General features: G+C 69.4%; 19 protein-coding genes. 9 read left to right on the top strand and 10 right to left on the bottom strand.

What is annotated here, in order from left to right; all coding sequences use genetic code 11:
• Nucleotides 1-280 precede the first annotated feature (280 nt).
• The 3 genes from VKG64_17725 to VKG64_17715 form a co-directional block, all read right to left on the bottom strand.
• Nucleotides 281-616 (bottom strand): hypothetical protein, encoded by a 336-nt coding sequence (locus tag VKG64_17725; protein HKB26878.1) that lies wholly within the window; start codon nucleotides 614-616, stop codon nucleotides 281-283.
• Nucleotides 617-759: 143 nt separating this feature from the next.
• Nucleotides 760-2,010, bottom strand: coding sequence for a D-amino acid dehydrogenase (locus tag VKG64_17720; GenBank protein ID HKB26877.1), 1,251 nt, complete (start codon nucleotides 2,008-2,010; stop codon nucleotides 760-762).
• Between the two features lie 7 nt (nucleotides 2,011-2,017).
• Nucleotides 2,018-3,025, bottom strand: a complete 1,008-nt coding sequence (locus VKG64_17715; protein HKB26876.1) for a proline racemase family protein — start codon at nucleotides 3,023-3,025, stop codon at nucleotides 2,018-2,020.
• Between the two features lie 95 nt (nucleotides 3,026-3,120).
• Here VKG64_17715 and VKG64_17710 point away from each other — a divergent pair, with 95 nt between their 5' ends.
• From VKG64_17710 to VKG64_17690, 5 genes are all read left to right on the top strand, one after another.
• On the top strand, nucleotides 3,121-5,121 hold the full coding sequence (locus tag VKG64_17710; protein ID HKB26875.1) for a hydantoinase/oxoprolinase family protein: 2,001 nt from the start codon (nucleotides 3,121-3,123) through the stop codon (nucleotides 5,119-5,121).
• The gene (locus tag VKG64_17705) at nucleotides 5,118-6,746 is read left to right on the top strand and encodes a hydantoinase B/oxoprolinase family protein (GenBank protein ID HKB26874.1); all 1,629 of its coding nucleotides are present in this window, start codon (nucleotides 5,118-5,120) and stop codon (nucleotides 6,744-6,746) included. Before VKG64_17710 ends, VKG64_17705 begins: the two co-directional genes overlap by 4 nt.
• Nucleotides 6,743-7,531, top strand: coding sequence for an SDR family NAD(P)-dependent oxidoreductase (locus tag VKG64_17700; GenBank protein HKB26873.1), 789 nt, complete (start codon nucleotides 6,743-6,745; stop codon nucleotides 7,529-7,531). The genes VKG64_17705 and VKG64_17700 overlap by 4 nt, the downstream gene beginning before the upstream one ends.
• Complete coding sequence (locus VKG64_17695) at nucleotides 7,524-7,919, top strand: addiction module protein (GenBank protein ID HKB26872.1); 396 nt, start codon at nucleotides 7,524-7,526, stop codon at nucleotides 7,917-7,919. The genes VKG64_17700 and VKG64_17695 overlap by 8 nt, the downstream gene beginning before the upstream one ends.
• A gap of 318 nt (nucleotides 7,920-8,237) precedes the next feature.
• A complete protein-coding gene (locus tag VKG64_17690) occupies nucleotides 8,238-8,678 on the top strand; it encodes a hypothetical protein (GenBank protein HKB26871.1) in 441 nt (146 codons plus the stop codon).
• 264 nt (nucleotides 8,679-8,942) lie between these two features.
• Here VKG64_17690 and VKG64_17685 read toward each other — a convergent pair whose 3' ends face one another.
• Nucleotides 8,943-9,170 carry a DUF433 domain-containing protein gene (locus tag VKG64_17685; GenBank protein ID HKB26870.1) on the bottom strand — a complete coding sequence of 76 codons (228 nt, stop codon included), beginning with the start codon at nucleotides 9,168-9,170 and terminating at the stop codon, nucleotides 8,943-8,945.
• 66 nt (nucleotides 9,171-9,236) lie between these two features.
• Between VKG64_17685 and VKG64_17680 the strand changes: the two genes are divergently transcribed.
• The 3 genes from VKG64_17680 (at nucleotide 9,237) to VKG64_17670 (ending at nucleotide 13,894) form a co-directional block, all read left to right on the top strand.
• A complete protein-coding gene (locus VKG64_17680) occupies nucleotides 9,237-10,655 on the top strand; it encodes an FAD binding domain-containing protein (GenBank protein ID HKB26869.1) in 1,419 nt (472 codons plus the stop codon).
• Entirely contained in the window at nucleotides 10,648-12,954 is a 2,307-nt protein-coding gene (locus VKG64_17675; GenBank protein HKB26868.1) for a xanthine dehydrogenase family protein molybdopterin-binding subunit, read from the top strand. Before VKG64_17680 ends, VKG64_17675 begins: the two co-directional genes overlap by 8 nt.
• A gap of 313 nt (nucleotides 12,955-13,267) precedes the next feature.
• Complete coding sequence (locus VKG64_17670; GenBank protein HKB26867.1) at nucleotides 13,268-13,894, top strand: hypothetical protein; 627 nt, start codon at nucleotides 13,268-13,270, stop codon at nucleotides 13,892-13,894.
• On the opposite strand, the gene VKG64_17665 is transcribed toward VKG64_17670, so the two are convergent.
• From VKG64_17665 to VKG64_17640, 6 genes are all read right to left on the bottom strand, one after another.
• Nucleotides 13,882-15,948 (bottom strand): N-6 DNA methylase, encoded by a 2,067-nt coding sequence (locus tag VKG64_17665; GenBank protein ID HKB26866.1) that lies wholly within the window; start codon nucleotides 15,946-15,948, stop codon nucleotides 13,882-13,884. The genes VKG64_17670 and VKG64_17665 overlap by 13 nt on opposite strands.
• A 183-nt stretch (nucleotides 15,949-16,131) precedes the next feature.
• Nucleotides 16,132-17,559 (bottom strand): amidohydrolase family protein, encoded by a 1,428-nt coding sequence (locus VKG64_17660; protein HKB26865.1) that lies wholly within the window; start codon nucleotides 17,557-17,559, stop codon nucleotides 16,132-16,134.
• Nucleotides 17,560-17,583: 24 nt separating this feature from the next.
• Nucleotides 17,584-18,621 carry an ABC transporter substrate-binding protein gene (locus VKG64_17655; GenBank protein ID HKB26864.1) on the bottom strand — a complete coding sequence of 346 codons (1,038 nt, stop codon included), beginning with the start codon at nucleotides 18,619-18,621 and terminating at the stop codon, nucleotides 17,584-17,586.
• A 28-nt stretch (nucleotides 18,622-18,649) separates the two neighbouring features.
• Complete coding sequence (locus VKG64_17650; GenBank protein ID HKB26863.1) at nucleotides 18,650-19,399, bottom strand: ABC transporter permease; 750 nt, start codon at nucleotides 19,397-19,399, stop codon at nucleotides 18,650-18,652.
• Nucleotides 19,396-20,175: an ABC transporter ATP-binding protein gene (locus VKG64_17645; protein HKB26862.1), complete on the bottom strand. Its 780-nt coding sequence runs from the start codon at nucleotides 20,173-20,175 to the stop codon at nucleotides 19,396-19,398. The genes VKG64_17650 and VKG64_17645 overlap by 4 nt, the downstream gene beginning before the upstream one ends.
• The gene (locus tag VKG64_17640; protein ID HKB26861.1) at nucleotides 20,172-20,996 is read right to left on the bottom strand and encodes an ABC transporter permease; all 825 of its coding nucleotides are present in this window, start codon (nucleotides 20,994-20,996) and stop codon (nucleotides 20,172-20,174) included. The genes VKG64_17645 and VKG64_17640 overlap by 4 nt, the downstream gene beginning before the upstream one ends.
• 104 nt (nucleotides 20,997-21,100) lie before the next feature.
• Between VKG64_17640 and VKG64_17635 the strand changes: the two genes are divergently transcribed.
• Nucleotides 21,101-22,333 carry an amidohydrolase family protein gene (locus tag VKG64_17635; GenBank protein ID HKB26860.1) on the top strand — a complete coding sequence of 411 codons (1,233 nt, stop codon included), beginning with the start codon at nucleotides 21,101-21,103 and terminating at the stop codon, nucleotides 22,331-22,333.
• The last annotated feature ends 172 nt before the right edge of the window (nucleotides 22,334-22,505 follow it).

The raw sequence follows: 22,505 nt of genomic DNA, 5'->3' as shown, positions 1-22,505 counted from the left end.
CCACCCGCTTCATGGCAGTTCTCCCTTCGTTTGGGGTGTCGAGGAGATAAAAACGCTTTCTTGCCATCACCGCTGTTGCCAGCATACCTCCGTCCACTCCGGTGAAACTCTGCCTAACTACAATTGGACTGCAACGCCGTCATCTGCCACGGGATGCCGGCATCCAACGGTGGATACGAGCATCTCTACCTGGATGGCGTCCCGGCATCTGCATGAAGATTCTCTCGGCTCCGCCCCGGGCATCCACCAGTGGATGCGGGTTCGTCGGCGATGCGACTGTTCAGGCCGAGCGCGACCACGCGGTCGTAGCGCAACTGCCAGACCCTTCTCTTGGATTCCACGTCCCACCGGCCTGCTTCACCCGGTTGCGGACTATCATGTCGGCAAAGGCGACGCGTAACCCGACGATCTGGTCGTGGGCGAGGCGAGGCCGTGGCGGTTCCCAATCGCGTTTGGCGACGAGGAGCTCCACGGTTTTGAACCGCTTCTTCCGCTGCGCGTCGTAGCGATAGCGCACGCAGATGAGGCGGTCACCGTACTGCGCGAGGAGCTGCTCCGTGCCCTTCTGGCCCGGCTTGAGATGCAGCCGTACCCGCTGGCTGGAAAACTCGGACAAGCGCCGGCGTGGCGTGGCGCGGGGACCGTCGGGGCTCGGCTCGTGGACCGCGGACGCGGATCCGCACCGGCGTTCCTCCAACAGCGCCGCGTACGAGAGCGGAAGCTCCCTGAGAACGCTAGTCATCCGGCGGCCCGTCCTGGTCAGCGTCTGACGGTCAGGCCCTCCAGGTCGATCTCGGGCATGCGCCCGGTCATGACGTCGGCGACGATCCGCGCGGTGCCGCAGGCCATCGTCCAGCCCATGTGGCCGTGGCCGCAGTTGAAGAAGAGGTTCCGGTAGCGGCCGAGCCCGAGGATCGGCGGCCCATCCGGCGTCATCGGCCTGAGGCAGGCGCGGTACTGTCCGCGGTCGTAGTCGGCGGCGTCGGGGAAGAGGTCGCGGGTGAGGCGGAGGATGTTGTTGAAGTCGCGCGGCGTCCAGCCCCAGTCGTAGCCGGCGAACTCCGCGGTGGACGTGAGACGCAGCCGGTCGCCGAGGCGCGACCAGCCGACGAGCCAGCGCTCGTCGACGCCCGGGATGGTCGGCGCGAGACCGCCGGGTTTGAGCGGGAACGTGGAGGAGTAGCCCTTCGCGGGATAGATCGGCAGGCGCACGCCCACCGTGCGCGCCACGATCGGCGCGCCGACCCCGAGCGCGAGCACGTAGGTGTCCGCGATCAGGGTCCCGTCGCTGGTGACGACCGCGTCGATCCGATCGCCCGCCGCACGGAGCGCGGCGACGCGCACGCCGAGCCGCACCGTCACGCCGAGCTTGTCGCGGCAGACGCGCGCGAGGTTCTCCACGAACACGTGCGCGTCGCCGCTCGAGTCGCCGAGGTCGCGGATCGCGCCCGCGATCCTGTCCTTGACCGGCTCGAAGGCGGGCTCGAGCCTCGCGACGCCGGCCGCGTCGAGGATCTCCTGCTTCTGGCCGTGCTCCGCGAGGAGCGCCATCTTCTTCGTCCCCGTCTCCAGCTCGGCCGAATCACGGTAAAGATAGAGCGCACCCTTCGTGACGGCGTGGTAGTCGATCCGCTCCGCGCGGACGACGTCGTTCAGGACCGCCTGGCTGTACTGGCAGAGACGGAGCTTGATCAGGGTGTTGCGCCGCGCCCGCTCCGCCGTGCACTCGCGGAGGAAACGCAGCCCCCACGTGTAGAGTCGCGGGTCGGCGCCGAGCCGCACGCGGATGGCCGTTTCCGCGCCTCGCAGGGATTGCCACAGCATCCGCGGCGCGCGCGGCGAGGCCCACGCGAACGAGTGGCCGGGCGCGATGATCCCCGCGTTGGCGGCGGTGGCCTCGAGCCCGAGGCCGTCCTTCTCCTCGACGACGGTGACCTCGTGGCCGGCCTTCGCCAGGAAGTATGCCGTCGTGACGCCGACGACACCCCCGCCGAGGACGAGCGTCTTCACGGGAGGCTCAGGCCTCTAGCAAGTAACCCGCGCGAACCGGGTCGTCAGGATCGAACAGGAACTGGCTCATGCCGGTGAGGTAGGCGGTGCCGGTGATCTCGGGCAGGATCGCGCGGCGCCCTTCCACCTCGGTCTCGTCGGCGATCCGGCCCGTGAAGTCGAGCCCGAGGAGCCCGCGGCTCACGAACGTGGATCCGACCCGCATGAGCCCGCGGTGATGGAAGAGCGCCATGCGCGCGCACGTGCCCGATCCGCACGGCGCCGCGTCCACCTGGCCCGGACCCCACACGAGCGCGTTCGGGGACACGCCGTCGCGGTCCGGCAGCTCGTGGACCAGGACGTTGTCCACGCTCGTCTTGCCGAGCCCCGGCACGTCCACCCGGAGCTGGGCGTTGACCGCCTCACGCACCGCCACGCCGCGCTGGGCGATCCGCTTCGCCGCCTCGCGGCGCACGGCCACGCCGAGCCGGCCGGCTTCGACGATGGCGAACACGTTGCCGACGCCGACCGCGATGTCGAGCGGCACCTCGCCCACGCCCTCGACCTCGACGGCCTGCCCGGGCAGCGCGACAAAGGACGCCGTCCAGCGGAGCGTGACCTCGCTGACGCGATCCTTCTCCCACCGCGCGATCGTCTCGACGGCGCCCGCCTCGGTGTCGATCAGGATGGGCGTCTCCGCGCCCTGGCGTGGCACCATGCCGGTCTCGATGGCCACGGTCGCCGCGCCGATGGTGCCTTCGCCGCAGGAGACGTAGTAGCCGCCCGGATAGATGAAGAAGAGCCCGAAGTGGGCCGCGGGCGTGACGGACTCGGTCAGCACCGCGATGAGGAGGCTGCGGTGCCCCCGGGGCTCGAGGCAGAGCCCGGTGCGGAGATGATCGAGATGCTCCTGGAACCAGCGGCGCTTCTCGCCGATCGTGCTCCCCGGCAGCCGCCCGAGGCCGCTCGTCAGGAGCCGCATTCCGATCCCCGCCGTGTGGAAGTCGATGGTCGAGAGCACGCGATCGGATCGCATCGGTCACCCCCGCGTGCCGCCATGAGACTGCGGGCGGCATGCGCTGTCAAGGGATCCAGAAGGCGTGTTAGTGTGAGGACCCTCCGGGAGGGAACATGCGAAGCAGCGTCGGCGTCGACGTCGGCGGCACGTTCACGGACCTCGTGGCGCGCGAGGGATCCGGGCGCCTCCGGGCCTGCAAGGTCCCGACGACGCCGGCGAGCCTCGCGCGCGGCGTGCTCAACGGGCTCGCGACCGTGCGCGCCGCCGCCGGGCCGCCCGCGTCGGTGGCCCACGGCACCACCGTCGTCACCAACGCGATCGTCGAGGGGCGCGGGGCTCGGGTGGGTCTCGTCACGACGCGCGGCTTCCGTGACGTGCTCGAGATCCAGCGGATGAGCCGTCTCCACCTCTACGACCTCCGGCTGCCCCCGAAGCCCCCGCCCCTCGTCGAGCGGCCGCTCCGGCTGGAGGTCAGCGAGCGCGTGGGACCGGACGGCGCGGTCCTGCTGCCGCTGGCGCTCGACGACCTCCCCGCCGTCGCCGAGAAGTTCGCGCGCGCGGGCGTCGAGAGCGTCGCGATCTGCCTGCTCCACAGCTACGCCAACCCGGCCCACGAGCGGGCGCTCAAGGCCGCGCTCGCCCCGCACTTCGCCCACCTCTCGGTCTCGAGCGAGATCAACGCGGAGTTCCGCGAGTACGAGCGCACCTCGACCACGGTCCTCAACGCCGCCGTGATGCCGCTCACGAGCCGCTACCTCGCCGAGCTGGTCGCGGCGCTCGGCCGCGAGGCGCCCGGCGCCGCGCTCCACCTCCTGCACTCCGCCGGCGGCATGATGTCGCCGGAGGCCGCGCGCGCCCGGCCGCTCGCGATGGCGGCGTCGGGCCCGGCGGCGGGCGTGGCGGCCGCCGCGCACCTGGCGCGCGGGCTGGGGCTCGCACGCGCGCTCGCGTTCGACATGGGCGGGACGACGACCGACGTCTGCCTGATCGCCGACGGCATCGCCGAGACCTCCGCGCAGCGCAAGCTCGCAGGCTACCCGGTGCGCCTGCCGATGGTCGCCGTCGAGTCGATCGGCGCCGGCGGCGGCTCCATCGCCTATGCCGATGCGGGCACGCTTAAGGTCGGCCCGCGCAGCGCGGGCGCCGAGCCGGGGCCCGCGTCTTACGGCCTCGGCGGGACGGAGCCGACCGTCACCGACGCCGGCCTCGTCCTCGGCTACCTCGATCCGGGCCGCGTGTACGGCGGCGCGATCCGCCTCGATCCTGGACGCGCCGCGGCCGCCGTCGAGGCGCTGGGCCGCCGGTTCGGGCTCTCGGCCGTCGAGATGGCCCACGGCGTCGTGGAGGTCGCCGGCGCGAACATGCTGCGGGCGCTCCGCCTCGTCTCCGTCCAGCGCGGCTACGACCTCCGCGACTTCGCGCTGATCGCCTACGGCGGCGCCGGGCCCGTGCACGCCGGCGCGCTCGCGCGGCAGGCGGGGATCGCCCGCATCGTGGTGCCGGTGCACTCCGGAGCCTTCTCGGCGCTCGGTTGCCTCGTGTCGCCGCTCCGCTACGACGCCGTGCAGACCTGGCGCGCGCGGCTCGACGCCTGGGACCCGAAGCCCGCCGAGGACCGGTTCCGGGAGCTGGAGGAGCGCTGTCTGGCACCGCTGCTCGACGAAGGCATCGCGGCCGCGGACATCGCGCTCGCGCGGAGCGCGGACCTGCGCTACACGGGACAGAACTACGAGCTGGAGGTCCCCTGGCGAAGCGACGCGGGCGCGCTCCGCGACGGCTTCGAGGCGCGGCACCGGCGGCTCTACGGCTACGCCACCGGCGAGAGCGTCGAGTGCGTGAACCTCCGCGTGGTGGCCCGGGCGCGGGACGCGTCGGCCGCCCTCCCGGAGCTCGAGCCGCGGGGCGACGCCGGGCCGGTCGGCGCCCAGCGCGCGTGGTTCCCCGAGACGGGTGAGGTCCGGCTTCCGCTGCACGACCGGGCCGCGCTCGTGCCGCAGCGCCCGGTCGCGGGGCCGGCGCTGATCGTGGACGAGTGGTCGACGACCCTCGTCTACCCGGGCCAGCGCTGCGCGGCCGACCGCTTCGGGAATCTCGTCATCGAGGTCGGCCCATGAGCCGCGCCGTCCATCCCGTCACGCTCGAGGTCGTCCGCAACGCCCTCTACGCCATCGCGGAGGAGATGAGCGTCATCCTCATGCGCTCGGCCCGCTCGCCGCTGCTCAAGGAGGCGGGCGATCTCTCCTCGGCGCTCACCGACGCCGAGGGGCGGCTCATCGCCCAGGGGCGCGACATCCCCATCCACATGGGGGTCATGGCGTTCACGGTCAAGGAGTTCTTGAAGCGCGTGCCCGCCGCGCGACTGCGCGAGGGCGACGTCTGGTTCCTCAACCTCCCCGAGGTCGGCGGCAACCACCTGCCGGACGTGAAGGCGATCCGTCCCGTCTTCGCCGGCGACCGGCTCGTCGCGTTCGCGATCAACCTGGCGCACTGGGCGGACATCGGCGGCGCGGTGCCCGGCAGCTACGTGCCCTGGGCGACCGAGTGCTATCAGGAAGGCCTGCGCATCTCGCCGATCCGTCTCTTCTCGGCCGCAGGACCCGACCGCGAGGCGATCAACCTCGTCCTCGCGAACCTCCGCGTGCCGGAGGAGCGCGAGGGCGACGTCTTCGCCCAGTTCGCCGCCGACGACGTCGCGGCCCGGCGCCTCGGCGAGCTGGTCTCCCGCTACGGCGTCGAGCCGCTCGGCGCGTGCTTCGACGCGCTCCACGCGGAATCGGAGGCGCAGATGCGCGCCGCCCTCCGGGCGCTCCCCGACGGCGCGTGGGACGGCGAGGACTGGGTCGACGACGACGGCGTGGACGCGCGGCCGCTCCGCGTGAAAGTCCGCGTGGAGATCCGCGGCGACGAGGCGACCTTCGACTTCGCCGGCACGGACCCGCAGGCGCGCGGGCCCGTGAACACGACCACCTTCATCGCCTGCTCGGCCGTGTACTACGCGATGAAGGCGCTCGTCGCGCCCGACGTCCCGCCGAACGACGGCTGCTACCGTCCGCTCCACGTCACCGTGCCGCACGGGACGCTCCTCCACCCGGACCCCGACCGTCCCGTGGTGGGCGGCAATCACGAGACGTCGCAGCGCGTGGTGGACGCGGTCTTCAAGGCGCTCGCGCCCGTGCTGCCGGACCGTGTCTCCGCGGGCGGGTCGACGACGTCCGGCGTCCTCATCTTCGGCGCCCGGACGGCCGACGGGCGCTTCACCGTGCTCTACGAGGTCCACGGCGGCGGCGAGGGCGCGACGGCCGCGCGCGACGGCGCGTCGGCCATCCGCGTGCACATGTCGAACGTCATGAACACGCCGACCGAGGTCATCGAGGCGGAGTACCCGTTCCGGATCGAGGAGCACGCGCTGCGTCCCGGCTCCGCGGGCGACGGCACCCACCGCGGCGGGCTCGGGCTGCGTCGCGCGTACCGCGTGCTCGCGCCAGAGGTGACGCTGACCAGCATGCTCGACCGCCGCGTCGTGCCGCCGTGGGGCGTGGCGGGCGGGGCCGACGCCCTCCCGTTCCGCATCACGATCAATCCCGGTCCGCACGCGCGCGACTTCGGCGGCAAGGCGACGGCGACGCTGAAGCAGGGCGACCTCGTGCTGATCGAGACGTGCGGCGGCGGCGGCTACGGCCCGCCGGCGGGGCGACCGGCCGAGGCGCGCGAGCGGGACCGGCGGGAGGCCGACGGATGACGCGGAGTCTCGAGGACAGGATCGCGATCGTGACCGGCGCGGCCAAGGGCATGGGCCGCGAGATCTGCCTCGCGCTCGCCGGCGAGGGCGCGCACGTGGTCCTCGCCGCGCGCGAGGCCGGGCCGCTCCAGGCCCTCGCCCGTGAAGTCGAGGCCCTCGGCCGCCGCGCGCTCGCAGAGCCCACGGACGTCACCGACGAAGCCGCGGTGCGCACGCTCGTCGAGCGCACGCTCGCCACGTTCGGAGGACGGATCGACATCCTGGTCAACGGCGCCGGCGTCACCGGGCCGATCGAAACACCGGTCTGGGAGATCAAGAGCGAGGACTGGGACCACGTGCTCGCGGTGAACCTCCGGGGCACGTTCCTGCCGACCAAGCACGTGCTGCCGACGATGATCGCCCAGCGCTACGGCAAGATCGTCAACATCAGCGGCACCTCGGGCCTGCGCGGCTACAAGCACCGCGCGGCGTACTCCTCCTCGAAGTGGGCGCTCCGCGGCTTCACGCGCACCGTGGCGCTCGAGGTCGGGGCCTACAACGTGAACGTCAACGCCGTCCACCCCGGCATCGTGGCCGGCGACCGCATGGACCGCCTCTGCCGCGAGAAGGCGCGCGCCCGCGGCTCCTCGCCCGCCGCGGTGCACGACGAGTACGTGCAGGACATGGCGCTCCGCCGTGTCACCACCGCGCACGACATCGCCAACGCCGTGTGCTTCCTGGCCTCCGACGCCTCGAAGAACATGACGGGCCAGTCGGTGACGGTGGACGGCGGCTGGGATGTTTGAGGCCTCATTCGCCTTTCTGATGGTTGGCCACGGCGTCGGGCAAAGGAAGGGTTGCCTGCGCACCTGCCATGTAGCCGCAACAATACAGCCAGGCAGCAAGAAGGCGTCAGCAGAAGCTGTGGGCACCCGCCACGAACGTGTGATAGGAATATCAGCGATGGGAAGTCCAGCGCGGCAGCTCGAATCGAAGGCTCTGAAACTACCGGTGCGCGAGCGCGCGCGACTGGCGGAGCGACTCCTCTCGAGCCTTGACGATCAGACGGATCCGGACGCTGAGAAACTCTGGGTCGAGGAGGCGGAGCGACGGCTTGAGGAACTACGCTCCGGCACCGTAACAAGCAGACCAGCTGAGAGTGTCTTCAGGAAGGCTCGATCCAGGCTTCGGTGAAACGCGTCCGATTCCATCCGGACGCTGAAGCAGAGTTTATCGCCGCCGGAGAGTTCTACGAGACCCAGGCTGACGGTCTCGGCTTGGAATTTGTCCTCGAGGTTCGCAGCGCTGCGCGAACGATCGCAGCTCACCCCGAGATCGGTCACCGATTCTCGAAACGCCTCCGCCGCTTTCTGGTCCGTCGTTTCCCGTACGACCAGGCTCTGGAAGCGCCGAGTTTGACAACTGTGCTGCCTAACACCAGGCTGACGCTGATTCCAGCCGTTCAGCCTGAGCGTTGGGCGACGCGCGGTGGGAGAAAGGAGGGAAGCTGCGATGGACTTTCTTCGAGGCGAGTGGATCGGTTTCCCCTATGCAATTCGACTAGCCGAAGAGAGGGGCGCCACGCAAGTTCACATCCAGCCGCGCCTCCAGGATTCCTCGATCAATGGTGACGTACGTCCTGACGTGTACGCCGAACGTCCAGGCAAAATTCCGCTGATTATCGAGGTCGAAGACTCGGTCGGCCAGAAGTTGAAGGTCGATGGCCCGAGGCACCGGAAATCGAGGCTCGTCGGGAAGGCAGAATTCGTTTTCATCATCGGCCCCGGGGCCAAGGGTGGATGTGAGAAGAGACTGCGACAGTGGTTTGGCGATCAGGTGGAGCTGCTCTACCTGAGAGACTTGATCGGCCGATACGGGCGACTCGGAGTCGCTAGCAAGGCGTTAGGATCGGCCACTCTAACCAACCTGGCGAGCGAGACGACGGTGCCATAGACATGATCGGTCGAGAGGATCAGGGTCGCCCAACGACGGCAGCCAGCCGACCGCTGCTCGGCGGTTCACGCCGAAGGCGTCAGGCGGTAACGTGGATCAACTCGCGGGGTCTCAGGAAGCAGGGTGGGTGGCAATCGTCGAGTGGGTTCAATCCAATTAGTGGATGCGACAAGTACGACAACCATGATCGGGAGCGCACCGAGGTTCTGCTGATGCTCGAGGGTCTAGTTAATGGTCAGCAGCGGAGTGAGTCGGGGGAGGGATTCATCGAGCAGGATGCGCACCGGCGATCAATAGGTCTCGGGCGATTTCGAGAGCAGCGATCGCCTGTTCTCGCTTCACCGATGGAAAAGCGTCCAGGAATTCATCAAGGCTATCGCCAGCCGCCAGGTAGTCGAGAAGGTTCTTCACCGGTACCCGCGTTCCACGGAAGACAGGTGTGCCGCCGAGGATCTCAGGGTCGCTGTGAACGACGAACTCGACGCCTGCCATGTGATGCAACCTCCGTGGTCATAGTACAACGGAACTGATAAGCCGCTCACTGGAGAAGATCGAGGCGTGTATCCATTTGAATACGCGGCGCCCGAGACGCTCCCGGAGGCGCTGGCGCTCCTACGCGAGCACGGCGCCGAGGCCAAGGTCCTGGCCGGGGGGCAGAGCCTGGTGCCCCTCCTCAATTATCGCCTCGCCCGGCCTCGCCTGGTGGTGGACATCAACGACGTGCCGCTCGTCGGCGTGCGCGTCGCGAGCGGATCGCTGCGCCTTCGCACGCTGACGCGTCATCACGAGCTCGAGGACTCCGCCGAGATCGCTCGCGTCTGTGCCCTGCTGCCCGAGGTCGCGCGGCTCATCGGCAACGTACGGGTGCGGTCGCTCGGCACGGTGGGAGGGAGCCTCGCTCACGCCGACCCGGCCGCCGAGCTGCCGATGGCGATGGTGGCCCTCGACGCGCGCCTCACGCTCGCCTCCGCGTCGGGGCGCCGGACGGTGGCGGCGCGCGACTTCTTCACCGGGTACCTCTCGACGGCCCTCGGCGCCGACGAGCTCCTGACCGAGATCGAGGTGCCCGTCACACGCGGCATGGCGTGGGCGGTGGAGGAGTTCGCTCGGCGTGCGGGCGACTTCGCCGTCCTGGCGGTGGCCGCGGGCGTGAGTCTCGACCGCCGCGGGCGCGTGGAGGACGCGCGCGTCGCCTTCGCGGGCGTCGCGGATCGTCCCGTCAGAGCCGTGGCCGCCGAGAACGCGCTGCGCGGCCAGGAGCCGAGCGCCGAGCGAGTGGCCCGGGCCGCGGAGATCGCGCGCGACGGGCTCGACCCGCAGTCGGACGCCTTCGTGTCGCGCGCCTACCGCCGGCTCCTCGCCGGCGTGCTGACTCGCCGCGCGCTATCACGCGCCGTCGCCCGCGCGATTTCCTCCGAGCGCGCTGCCGCCCCTCACGCGGAGGCCGCCGGGACCTCGGCCGCGCCGCCGCCGACCGAGCTCGAAGCGAGATCTCCACGCGACTCATCGCGCCGGGGTCTCGTGATCAACGGGCGTGAGCGAGACTTCGACGTCCGGCCCGGCCAGACGTTGCTCGAGGTCCTGCGCGACGCGCTCGGGATCTTCGACGTCAAGGAAGGCTGCGGCGAGGGCGTCTGCGGCGCGTGCACCGTGCTCCTCGACGGCCGACCGGTGTCGAGCTGCCTCGTGCTCGCGGCCGCCGCGCGAGGGCGCGCGATCCTCACCGTCCGCGGGCTCGAGCGCGAGGGCGGGCTCCATCCGCTCCAGGAGGCGTTCGTGCGGCACGGCGCCGTGCAGTGCGGGTTCTGCACCCCCGGCATGCTGCTCACCACGCTCGCCTTCCTGGAAGGCCGCCCGCGCCCGAGCCGTGACGACCTCCGCGCGGCGCTCGAGGGCAACCTCTGCCGCTGCACGGGCTACGCGAAGATCCTCGACGCCGTCGAGGCCTACGCGCGGGGAGACGACGGCAGTGGCTAAGGCCGTCGCGCTCGACACGCCGCTGCGCCTCGTCGGCCGCGCGCTCCCGCGCCACGACGCGCGGGACAAGGTGGCCGCGGCCACCGCCTACGCGGCGGACTGGGCGATGCCCGGGATGCTGCACGCCGCGGTGCTCCGGTCGCCCTATCCCTCGGCGCGTATCGTGAAGCTCGAGACCGCGGGTGCGGCGCGGATGCCGGGCGTCGCCGTCGTCCTGACGGCCAAGGACGTCCCGCGCAACACGCTCTCCACCGACGTGCCGGGGCAGACGACGTCGGTGGGGCCGCTCCGCGCCACGCTGCACGTGCTCGCCCACGAGCGCGTGCGCCACCAGGGCGAGCCGGTCGCGCTCGTCGCGGCGGAGACGCTCGAGCAGGCGCGCGCCGCCGCCGAGGCGATCGAGGTCGAGTACGAGGCGCTGCCCGGTGTGTTCAGTCCGGAGGCGGCCCTGGCACCAGGCGCGCCGCGCGTCCACGAGGCCGGCAACCTGCTCGCCCACTGGCGGATCGCGCGCGGCGACCTCGCGGCGGCGTTTGCGTGCGCCGCGGTCGTCGTCGAGGGCGACTACGCGACGCAGCTCGTGGACGCGGCGTACCTCGAGCCCGAGGCGGGCGTGGCGTGGATCGACGCCGACGGCGTCATCACGATCCGCGTGTCGACGCAGGTGATCGAGCACTTCCGCGACGTCGCCGAGGCGCTCCAGGTCCCGCAGAACCGCGTCCGCGTGATCGGCGCCTACCTCGGCGGCGGCTTCGGCGGCAAGGAGGACGTCACGGTCGAGGTGTACCTGGGGCTCCTCGCGCTCAAGACCGGCCGGCCCGTGAAGATGGTCTGGACGCGCGCGGAGTCGCTGCTGGCGCGCGCCAAGCGCCACCCCTATCGCATGCGCTACCGCACGGGCGCGCTCGCCTCGGGCGAGATCGTCGCCCAGCGGATCGAGCTGCTCGCCGACGCGGGCGCCTATGCTTATCTCTCCGCGCTCGTGCTGCTCTACTCGACGGTCACGGCCGCCGGGCCCTACCGTGTCCCGGCGATCGAGGTGGAGGCGCGCGCCGTGTACACCAACAACGTGCCGACCAGCGCGATGCGCGGCTTCGGCGCGATGCAGACCGTGTTCGCCTACGAGTCGCAGCTGGACCGGCTCGCCCGCGAGCTCCGCCTCGATCCCGTCGCGGTGCGCCGCGTGAACGCGCTCCGGCGCGGCGACCGCCTGCCGGTGGGCCAGGTCGTCGAGACCCACGTCGCGCTGCCGGAGCTGGCCGAGCGCGCCTGGGCGGCGCTCGGCGCGCCGACGCCGCCGCGGGCGCCGCACGTCAGGGTCGGGAGGGGCCTCGCCTGCAACTTCCAGCCCTATGGCCGCATCGTCTGGCTCCACGACTGGGCGAGCGCGTGGGTGGGCTTCGAGATGGACGGGAGCCTCGTCGTGCGGTGCGGCGTGCCGGACGTCGGCGGCGGCCAGGCGTCCTCGCTCGCCCAGATCGCCGCCGAGGTGCTCGGCGTGGACTTCGACCGCGTCGCCGTGCACATCGCCGACAGCGCGCTGACGCCTCTCGCCGGCACGACCACGGCCAGCCGCCAGCTCTACATGTCGGGCAACGCCGTCCTCAAGGCGGCGCGCGAGCTGCGCGCTCAGATCCTCGCCGTCGCCGCGCCGCTCCTCGGCGTCGTCGACGCCACCACGCTCGACATCGCCGACGGCGCCGTCGTCGCGCGCGACGGGCGGACGCTCGAGCTCGCCGAGGTGCTCAGGCAGTGCGCGAGGGCCGGCGTGCCGCGGAGCCACCTGGCCGTCTACCACGCGCCGGCCGGCGAGCCGGTGGATCTCGCGACCGGCTCGGGCAAGGTCTTCCCCGACTACACCTTCGGCGCCCACGCGGCCGAGGTCGAGGTGGACACGGAGACGGGCGCGGTGCGCGTGCTGAAGTACGCCGCGGCCCACGACGTCGGCCGCGCCATCAATCCCCAGTCGGTCGAGGGCCAGATCCAGGGCGGCGCCGTGCAGGGGCTCGGCTACGGGCTCATGGAGGAGGTGATCGCGGACGAGGGCATCAACCTGACGACCTCGTTCGCCTCGTACCTGATCCCGAGCGCGGCCGACGTCCCCGACGTGGAGCCGATCGTCGTCGAGTCCGGCGAGGGCCTCGGCCCCTTCGGCGCGCGCGGGATCGGCGAGCCCCCGATCGGCCCGCCGGCCGCGGCGGTCGCCAACGCCATCGCCGACGCGACGGGCGCGCGCGTGACCCGGCTACCGCTCACCGCGGAGCGCGTCGCCGCGGCGCTCGGGCTCCTGTCGGCCTAGCGGCGCGTCGGAGGAAGCGCCGTTCGAGCGCGGGCTTCGCCCGGAGCGATGACGAAGGCGGTGGGGCCTATTGACGATGGCCGAGCTCGTCGAGCGGCTCTCCGTACTTGCTCCCCCGGCGAGGCGCACGGCAGGCTCGACGCGCGATAACGACGTTGCTCAGTGAACTCGACGCCTTCTATCTCGAACACCGACGCTGCGGTGGAGTGGATGCGGGCGTCGAGGGCGACTGGGTCTGGACGGCGTGCTCGTGTAACCGGCCTCATGACGCCGTCTTGCAGTAGGCCAAGCCTTGTGAAAAACTTCCTGTCCTATGGCGAAAGGCAACCGGGCCGCTGTTCGCCCGACGCGCGGTTCACCTGAGGGTGTTCTTGCCGACTATTTTCGCGAGGAACATCCAGGGATTTACAGAAAGGTACAGCTACAGGTGCGGCGCACTCCGCGGCGTCAGACCGGGAAGTGGAAGACGAATCGCGCGTGTCGTTGGACACTCGATCCAAAGCACCCCGACTACACGGCCGCTGATCAGATTTGCCGGATCGAAGCCAAACTTTTCGCGACCACGCTTGAGTTCGATGCCGCTCCCAAGCTGGGCAAGGACATCGCTGATGCCGCACGTGCCGTGTTGGGGCATGAAGCTGTGACCGGTGCTTATCGGTGCCCGGTATCGGGTCGGCGAATGAACTTCGAGGAACTCGAGGATGCCGCCGACAACCCGACCCATGGCCGATCTGCATTCCAGGTCGGCCATGTTCGGCCAAAGGGCAAGGGCGGTGTGAACACGCCAGAGAACGTCTACTGGAACACGGACCTAGGTAACCGCATTCAGGGCGATAAGACGTTGGCCGACACCATCAAAACCATCATCGAGATGGCGGAATTCCAAAGACAGAAAGAAAACATCGAGTGGGGTGAGTTAGTGAATCGCTACTTAGACTGAGTCGGAAAAGCCCGAGGTCGTCCAACCGCCTCCATCACTTCGCGGGATAGTTCTCGTGCTTCCACCCGATCTTCAATCACCTGCCGTACCTGTTGGGAAATCTCCTGGCGCACCAACTCGTCCCGAGGGATCGGCAGGATCAAATCGTTAATTCGGTCCCCCAATGAATTGATGATGTCCTGAGTTTGAGAATGTGACTTGATCTGCCGCTGCACAAGCGGCGACGACAATACAGCGAGGAGGATGTGGGGATCAAACAACGGGTTTGAATGTACGCGAATCTTATAGATATGGCTCTGAAGCACCACCTCAGTGTCGTACTTCGTCACGATCGCACAGGTCCCGATCAGGTATGTGCCGTCCCGCACCATTAGTATGTCACCGGGTTGAACGTCTTGCTTTTCCCTTAGGCTTTCGTAGACTTCGCGACTCACCGCATGCTTGGGATCGACTTTGATCTCCCAATTCGATAAGTCGGAGGTTCGAACAAAGGGCACGTCCCCGGTTCCATACGCGAGCTTGCCGACCTCATCACCGGTCGTTATTGAGAGGGCACCTGCCGAGGCCAGGTCGCCGAAGCGGACGAGTTGATGTGATCCCTCGAGATCCCTAAGCAAGGGTTGGATACCAGGGTCATAAGCGCGCGGCGCCAAAATGCCGGGTCGCAAATTGCCAGAATCGACAATGTAGCCGCCAGCGCTGGGCTGGAGCGTCTTTGACTGTTGCCAGGCTTTCATCTGAGCAATGATCGCGACGGTGTCATCCTTGGGCACCTTGCGACCGCGACTATCGTGGCCACACCACTGGGCTTCAGCCATGAAAATCGCGTGGGGTTTTCGGGGCTTCGCGCTGACTTTTTCGAGGCAGATCAGCGCCGTCTTTGTATGCGTGCCGCCCTTTCCGGACGTCTTAAACAGTGCCTCAGGCATCCCGATCACTGCATTGATCTTCGCGGCACGGGTGATAAATTCCACAACGCTGCGATAATTCTTCCCGGACAGGATGCTTTCGGGAACCACCATGCCGACACGTCCGCCAGGACGAACGAGCGACAAACAGCGCTCCACAAATAAAACCTGTGGTGGCGTGCTAGGCATCAATTCATCACTCGGTTCTAGCCGATCATTGCCTGCGTGCATCGCCCACCGATGAGCTAACGCGAATTGCTTTCGCACGGCATCCGAAGCCGAAACGATCTTTGTCCCGAATGGCGGATTGGTGAGAACAACATCGAAATCTCCTGATCGCATCCGCACCATAAATGCGTCTGGATCTCCGGTCGACCAAGCGAGCGAGTCACCGGCCACCACTCTTGACCGCTGCAGCGTAACCAACGACAGACGAATTCTGGCAAGCCGCGCCAGGTGGTCGTCCTTCTCAATGCCAAACAGTGATTGGGCCACATGGTACCGCTTGGCTCCCTTAGAGAGTAGGTGGTTCGCGGCTGCAAAGAGAAACCCCCCGGCCCCAGCCGCCGGATCAATAATCCGTTCTCCCGGCTGCGGGTCTATGACCTTGACGAGTAGGTTGATTGCCACGACTGGCGTGAAGAATTGCCCCTCCTGGCCCCGCATTTCAGAGCCGCAAAAGCACTGATACGCGTCGCCGACGAGATCGGCACCGTTCCTCTGCAGGTCAAGTAGCTCAAGATGGACATCCACAAAACGCAGTGAATCGACGTCAAGCGTCAACGTGACGTGAGGAAGCGAATCGGGCAAAAGACCCTTTAGCTTGCGCAACGCCGCGGTGTATCGATCCCGTAGCGATTCGGTCGCCGAGCCATTGACGCCGATTTGATTGAGATAGAGCTTGGCAAACAAACACAGCAGGACTTGGTCGAGGAGGGCGCTGTCACGTGTGGCACCGACGTGACGACCCGCGAGGAAATTGCGGATCTTCGCGAACGTCTCTGAAGGCGTTGCCGGCGGATGGAATGGTTCTCGGGCAGGTTGATCGATGCCCTTAGTGCGATCGACCCGGCGCGACGTCAAAGGCGTATCCTCCTCTGCCCACAGGGTCTCCTGCGCGCCGGACGTGTGCTCGCTTCGCACCATGATGCCATAGTTCTATCACACTATCGGGAACACCTTGTCAACTGTTTAGTCTCTATGTGGGGTGGCCCAGAGTCTCGAATACGACGCCTTGCGGTTTCACGATTCGGATGGGCATCGGGACGGCAATGAGATTGGGTATCCGGAGGGGGCCGCCGAGGCCCCCTCCGATGACTTCGCGCCCGCTCAGCACGACGGCCGGCGCAGGACCTCGAGGCCGATCTTGCGCCGGACGAGCTTGCCGTCGCGCGTGTCGCCGAGGAGGCGGCCGTTCTCCACGACGACCTTGCCGCGCAGGATCGTGGTGACGGGCCAGCCCTGCACCGCCCAGCCTTCCCACGGGCTGTAGTCGCTCACGTGGAAGTCCTCACGCGCGAGCGTCTTCTTGATCGCCGGATCGATCAGCACGAGGTCGGCGTCGCTGCCGGGCGCGATGACGCCCTTCTGTGGGTAGAGGCCGAAGATCCGCGCCGCGTTGGTGGACGTCACCTCGGCGAAGCGCGGGAGCGACATCCGCCGCTTCATCACGCCCTCGGAGAAGACGATCCCCATCCGCGCCTCGGCGCCGAGGTTGCCGCCGGTCACGTTCTCGAGGTCCTGGCCGCGGAGCTTCAGCTCGAGCGAGGTCGGGAACTCGTCGGTGGCCGTCGTCGAGACGCCGTCCCGCACGAGGCCGTTCCAGAGCGCCGCCTGGTCCTCGGGATACTTGAGCGAGGGATACGTGTGATAGCAGAAGCCGCGCGGCGTCTTGTAGTCCTCGGCGGTGAAGCAGGCGTAGTGGTGGAGCGTCTCCGCGTAGATCGGGAGCCCCTGCGCGCGCGCCTCGGCCACGGCCTCGACGCCCTCCCGCGCCGAGGTGTGGACGAAGTAGACGCCCGCGCCCGTGGCCGCGGCGAGCTGGATCGTGCGCCGGAACGCGAGCAGCTCCGAGAGCTTGTTGTGGACGAGCGGGAGGAGCCAGCCGTCGGTCTGCTTCTCCTCGCGGAACTTCTCGTACATGAACTGCACGATGTCGTGGTCCTCGGCGTGGACGGCCATGATGCCGCCGTGGGGCGCGACCTTCTCCATCGCGAGCTGGATCCGACCGAAGTCGAGCCGGTAGGGATGGCGCTTGGGATGCGGCGGCAGCACCTCGACCGTGAACACCTTGAAGCTCGGGAAGCCGGCCTGGATCGCCTCGGGGATCTGATCGAAGAGCTTGATCGGGAGCTGGCCCTGGAGTGCCACGTGGAAGGAGTAGTCCGCGTACGCGTTGCCCTTCCAGCGCGCCGCCCGCGTCTCGATCGCCTGCTGGATGTCGATGCCGGGACGGACGAAGCAGAAGTCCACGTGGGTCGTCGTGCCGCCGAAGACCATGCCGCGTGTATCGTCCTCGGGGCCGAGCGTGTGGAGGTTGTCCTCCGGGTGCATCGAGATGAAGTGGGCGAGGTGCGTGTGGGGCTCGACGCCGCCGGGGACGACGATCTTCCCCGTCGCGTCGATGACCCGGCCGGCCTCCTGCCGCACGTCGGGCAGGGCGACGGCGGCGATGCGCTCGCCCTGGACGGCCACGTCCCACTTGCCGACGCCCTGCGGCGTCACCACCTCGCCGCCGCGAATCACGAGATCGAGCATGGCAGTCTCCTCCCTCCCCTCACTTCACCTCTGCGTCTCCCCGGACTTCGCCTCCCACTTCACGAGCTTCGGGTCCACCTCCTTGAGGAGCTTCGTGTAGAAGAGGCTCTCGGGCGCGACCTTGTGTGGAATCCGCTGGAGCGAGTAGAGGAAGTCGACGAACTCGCTCATGCCCTTCGCGATCTTGGGCGTCATCTCCATCGAGTAGACGTTGAGCGCCATGATGTCGCGCGCGAGGCCCTCCTCCATCTTCATCTCGCGCGCCACGATCTTGACCGCCGCCTCGCGGTCGGTGTTGATCGTGTTCGTCGCCTTCGCGAGCGCCCTGAGGATGGCCTTCAGCGTGTTCGGATTCTCCTTGAGCATCTTGCCGCTCACGACCACGCCCGCGTGGACGAGGAGCCAGTCCACCTGGCCCTCCTTGCCGGGGATGAAGCTCCGGTTGCCGGTAAAGTAGACCTTGCCGCCGTTCTTGACCGCGCTGAACACCCACGGCGCCCAGCACGCCATCGCGTCGATGTCGCCCTTGGCGAGCGCGGTGACCGCGTCGGGGGGCGCCAGGTTCACGAACTGGATCTTCGCGAAGTCCACGCCGGTATCCTTCGCCATCTCCTGGATGGCCATCGTGACGGACGCGCCCTTCGGCATCCCGATCTTCAGCTTCTCGAGGTCCTTCGGCGCGCGCACGAGCTCCTGGCCGCGCTTGCCGAGGACGAGCTGCTGGGTGCCCGCGATGTCGCTCTGGGGGGCGATGTTGTAGATGGCCTGCCCGGCGGCCGCGATCGGCACCAGCATCGTGGCGGTCGCCGTCCCCAGGTGGATGTTGCCGGCGCCCCACATGGACGGCAGGTCGGTGCCGGCGATGTACCAGCGCGGGTTGACCTTGATCCCCTGCTCCTTGAAGTACCCGAGCGCGTCGGCGACGGCGAACTGCGAGGACATCTGGGCGTCGCGCACGAGCCAGGCGTCCACTTCGGTCAACTCGAGCCGGCCCTGCGCGGCGACGCCGGACGAGCCCGCGAGGAGAAGCAGCAGCGCCAGCACGACGGTCACGTATCGCATCGTACGACTCCTTTCGGCGTGAATGGCCTCAGCCCTGCGCGCGCCACCGGAGCGCGCGCCGCTCGAGGGCGACGAGCAGGGCGTTGACGAGCGAGCCGAGGACCCCGAGGAGCAGGGCCCCCATGACGATCTGGGCCGGATTGAAGAAGGTCCGCCCCTCCATGATGAGATTCCCGAGACCGGCGTCGGCGCCCATGAACTCGGCGCCGACGATCACGAAGATCGCGAGGCCGAAGCCGAGGCGCAGGGCAACGACGATCCCGGGCAGCGCCCCCGGCAGCACGACGCGCCGCACGAGGTCCCGCCGCGTCGCGCCGAGGCTCGCGGCGGCGCGGAGCAGCATCACGTCCACGCGCAAGAGGCTCGCGGCGATCCCGACGAACATCGGGAAGAAGGTCGTGTACGCGATGAAGGCGATCTTCGACGTCTCGCCGAGCCCGAACCAGACGAGGAACATCGGCAGGAACGCGAGCGGCGGGATCGGCCGCACGAACTCGACGACGGGCTCGAGGGCGAGCCGCGCGGGCGTCCAGAGCGCCACGAGCACGCCGAGGCCGAGCGCCGCGGCCGCCGCGAGGGCGAACCCCGCGACGATGCGCCCCGACGACACCAGCACGTCCTTCGCGAGCGACCCGTCCCGCGCGAGCGCCACGCCGACGGCGACGACGTCGCCGGGCGTCGGCAGGAGCGCCGGGATCACGAGCTCGACGGCGCGGTTCCCGTAGGCAACCGCGGCCCAGACGATGAACGCCGCGACGAGCGCCAGGACGCGGATCATTCGTGAACCTTGGCGACCTCTTCCTTCACCACGCGCGTGATCTCGCTCTCGTAGCGCGTGAACTCGGGCGCGAAGCGGTCGCGCGGGCCGGGCAGCTCGATCGCGAACACGTCCTTCACCCGGCCGGGCGCGCGGGTCAGCACCACGACGCGGTCGGCGAGGTACACCGCCTCGCGGATCGAGTGGGTCACGAAGACGATCGTCTTGTGCTCGACCCGCTGGATCCGGGAGAGCTCCTCCTGCATCACCTCGCGCGTCTGGGCGTCGAGCGCCCCGAAGGGCTCGTCCATGAGGACGATGGACGGGCCGTTCGCGAGGGCCCGCGCGATCGCGACCCGCTGCTTCATCCCGCCCGAGAGCTGCGCGGGGAACTTCGCCGCGTGCTCCGCGAGCCCGACCATCGCGAGGTAGCGCGCCGCGATCTCCCGGCGGCGCGCCGGCGACGCGCCCGCGAGCCGCGGCCCGAACTCGACGTTCTGCGCCACCGTGAGCCACGGGAAGAGCACGTACTCCTGGAAGACGACGCCGCGCTCGGGGCCGGGGCCCGTGACCGGCGTGCCGTCCACCAGCACGCGGCCCCGCGTCGGCGGCAGGAAGCCCGCAACGATGTTGAGGAGCGTGGACTTGCCGCAGCCCGAGGGCCCGAGCAGGCACAGGAGCTCGCCCGCCTGGACCTCGAGGCTCACGTCCATGAGCGCCGGCGTCGCGCGTCCGTCCACGCCGAACGCCTTCCCGACGCCCTCGATGCGCACCCGCGCGCCGCTCGCCGTGCTCATGCCGCCGACGGCCGCTCCCAGCGGAGCCAGCGGCGCGCGAGGAGCACGACGAGCGCGTTCCCCGCGTAGCCGAGGAGCCCGAGCACGATCGCCGCGCCGAGCATCTGCGGGACGAGGAAGAAGTTCCGGCCGTCGTTGATCAGGTACCCGAGCCCCTGCTCGGCGCCGATGAACTCCGAGATGACGATGACGAAGAACGAGAGCGCGACGCCGAGGCGGAGTCCGGTGACGATCTCGGGCAGCGCCGCCGGCAGCACGACCCTGAAGAAGAGGGGCGCGCCCCGGGCGCCGAGGCTCGAGGCCGCGCGCAGGAGGAGCGGGTCCACCTGCTGGACGGCGTGGACCGTCGTCAGGAACATCGGGAAGAACGTCGCGTAGGTGATGAAGGCGATCTTCGACGGCTCGCCGATGCCGACCCACACGATGAAGAGCGGAAGCATCGCGAGCGGCGGGATCGGCCGCAGGATCTCGACGACCGGCTCGAGGAGGTTCCGGACCGCGCGCCACCGCCCGGCCGGGAGGCCGAGCGCCAGCGCCAGGACGGCGGCCGTCGTGAAGCCGACGGCGACGCGCTCGAGCGTGGCCGCGACGTGGCCCCAGAGCTCGCCGCTCAGCGCGAGCTCCCGCACCTTCCCCAGCACGAGCCACGGCCCCGCGAGGAAGATCGGGTTGAAGAGCTTGAAAACGACGACGAGCCCCGAGGCGGCGCTCCACAGCGCGAGGAACGCGAGCACGGCGGAGAGGCGCAGCGCGAGGGCGCGCCGCGGAGACCGCGACGCTCCGCGCAACCCCCATTGGACCAGGTCGGCCAACGTGCTCACGAAGTGACCTCCTCGACGGCGCGCGGCAGTGTGCTGGACGTATCACGCGGGCGCCGTCAGGTCAAGGCGCCGCGCCCGTCCGCGAGGCGTTATACTGCGCGGCCATGGGCGATCTCGTGCTGCGCGGCGGGTTCGTCGCCGGCCGGCGCCAGGACGTGGCCATCCGCGACGGGCTCATCCACCGGATCGGCGCCGGTCTCCCCGCGAGCGGCGTGGAGACGCTCGACGTGACGGACAAGCTCGTCGTCCCGGGCTTCGTCGAGAGCCACATCCACCCCGACAAGGCCTTCATCGCCGACCGCACCGAGGGGCTCTCCGCGGGGGGCCCGAGCGCCCAGACGCTGGTCGCCGAGCTGAAGAAGGCCTTCACCGTGGACGACGTGTACCGCCGGGCGCGGCGCGTTCTCGAGCTGGCCGTCCGCCACGGCTGCACGGCGATGCGCGCCCACGTCGAGGTGGACGCCTACGTCGAGCTGCGCGGCGTCGAGGCGCTGCGCCGGCTCCAGGCCGAGCTCGCGGGCGTGCTCGACCTCCAGCTGATCGCTTTCGCCCAGGAGGGCATCTTCAACGACGGCGTCACGCAGGACCTGTTAGGTGAAGCGCTGAAGGCGGGCCTGGCGGTCCTCGGCGGCTGCCCGTACATGGACCGGGACCAGCGCCGCCACATCGACTGGTTCTTCGAGACCGCGACGGCGTTCGGCGTCCGCCTCGACTTCCACGCCGACAGCGCCGACGACCCCGCGATGCTGACCTCGGACTACATCGCCGAGCAGACGATCGCGCGCGGCATGCAGGGGCGCGTCACGCTGGGCCACCTCTCGACGCTCGACGCGCTCGAGCCCGACCACCGGGCGCGCGTCGTGGCGAGGCTCGCCGAGGCGCGCGTGCACGTCATCAGCCTGCCGGCGACGGAGCTCCACGTGAAGGGGCGCGGCGACGCGCGACGGACCTGGCGCGGCGTCACCCGGCTCGCCGAGCTCCGTGCCGCCGGCGTCAACGTCGCGATCTCCACGAACAACATCGTCAACCCCTTCACCCCCTACGGCCACCCGGACCTCCTCCGCCAGGCGCTCGTTGCCGCGATGGCCTGCCACCTCGGCAACCTCGACCAGCTCGCGTGGCTCCTCGACCTCATCACGACCAACCCCGCGCGCGCGATCGGGCTCGCGGACTACGGCCTCGCCGAGGGCCGCCGCGCGGACCTCGTCGTGCTCGACGCGCGCGACGCCGCGCAGGCGATCACCGAGCAGGCGGAGAAGCTCCTCGTCATCAAGGGCGGGAGGGTCGTCGCGCGGAACACGCGGACGAGCGAGGTCGTGACGCGGCCGAACGGGTAGCGGCTACTCGGCGACGGTGACTCGAACCACTTCTTCGACGGTCGTGGTCCCCTCGAGCACCTTGAGGAGCCCGTTCTGGCGGAGCGTCTTCATGCCCTGCGACTGCGCCAGCTCGCGCAGCTCGGCGGTCGGGGCGTTGCGCAGGATCGCGTCGCGCAGCTCCTCGGAGATC

This window comes from Candidatus Methylomirabilota bacterium, from assembly GCA_035260325.1.
GTDB lineage: Bacteria > Methylomirabilota > Methylomirabilia > Rokubacteriales > CSP1-6 > AR19.
The sequence above is the reverse complement of the archived record's forward strand: the minus strand, read 5'-3'. Positions and strand labels throughout refer to the sequence as shown.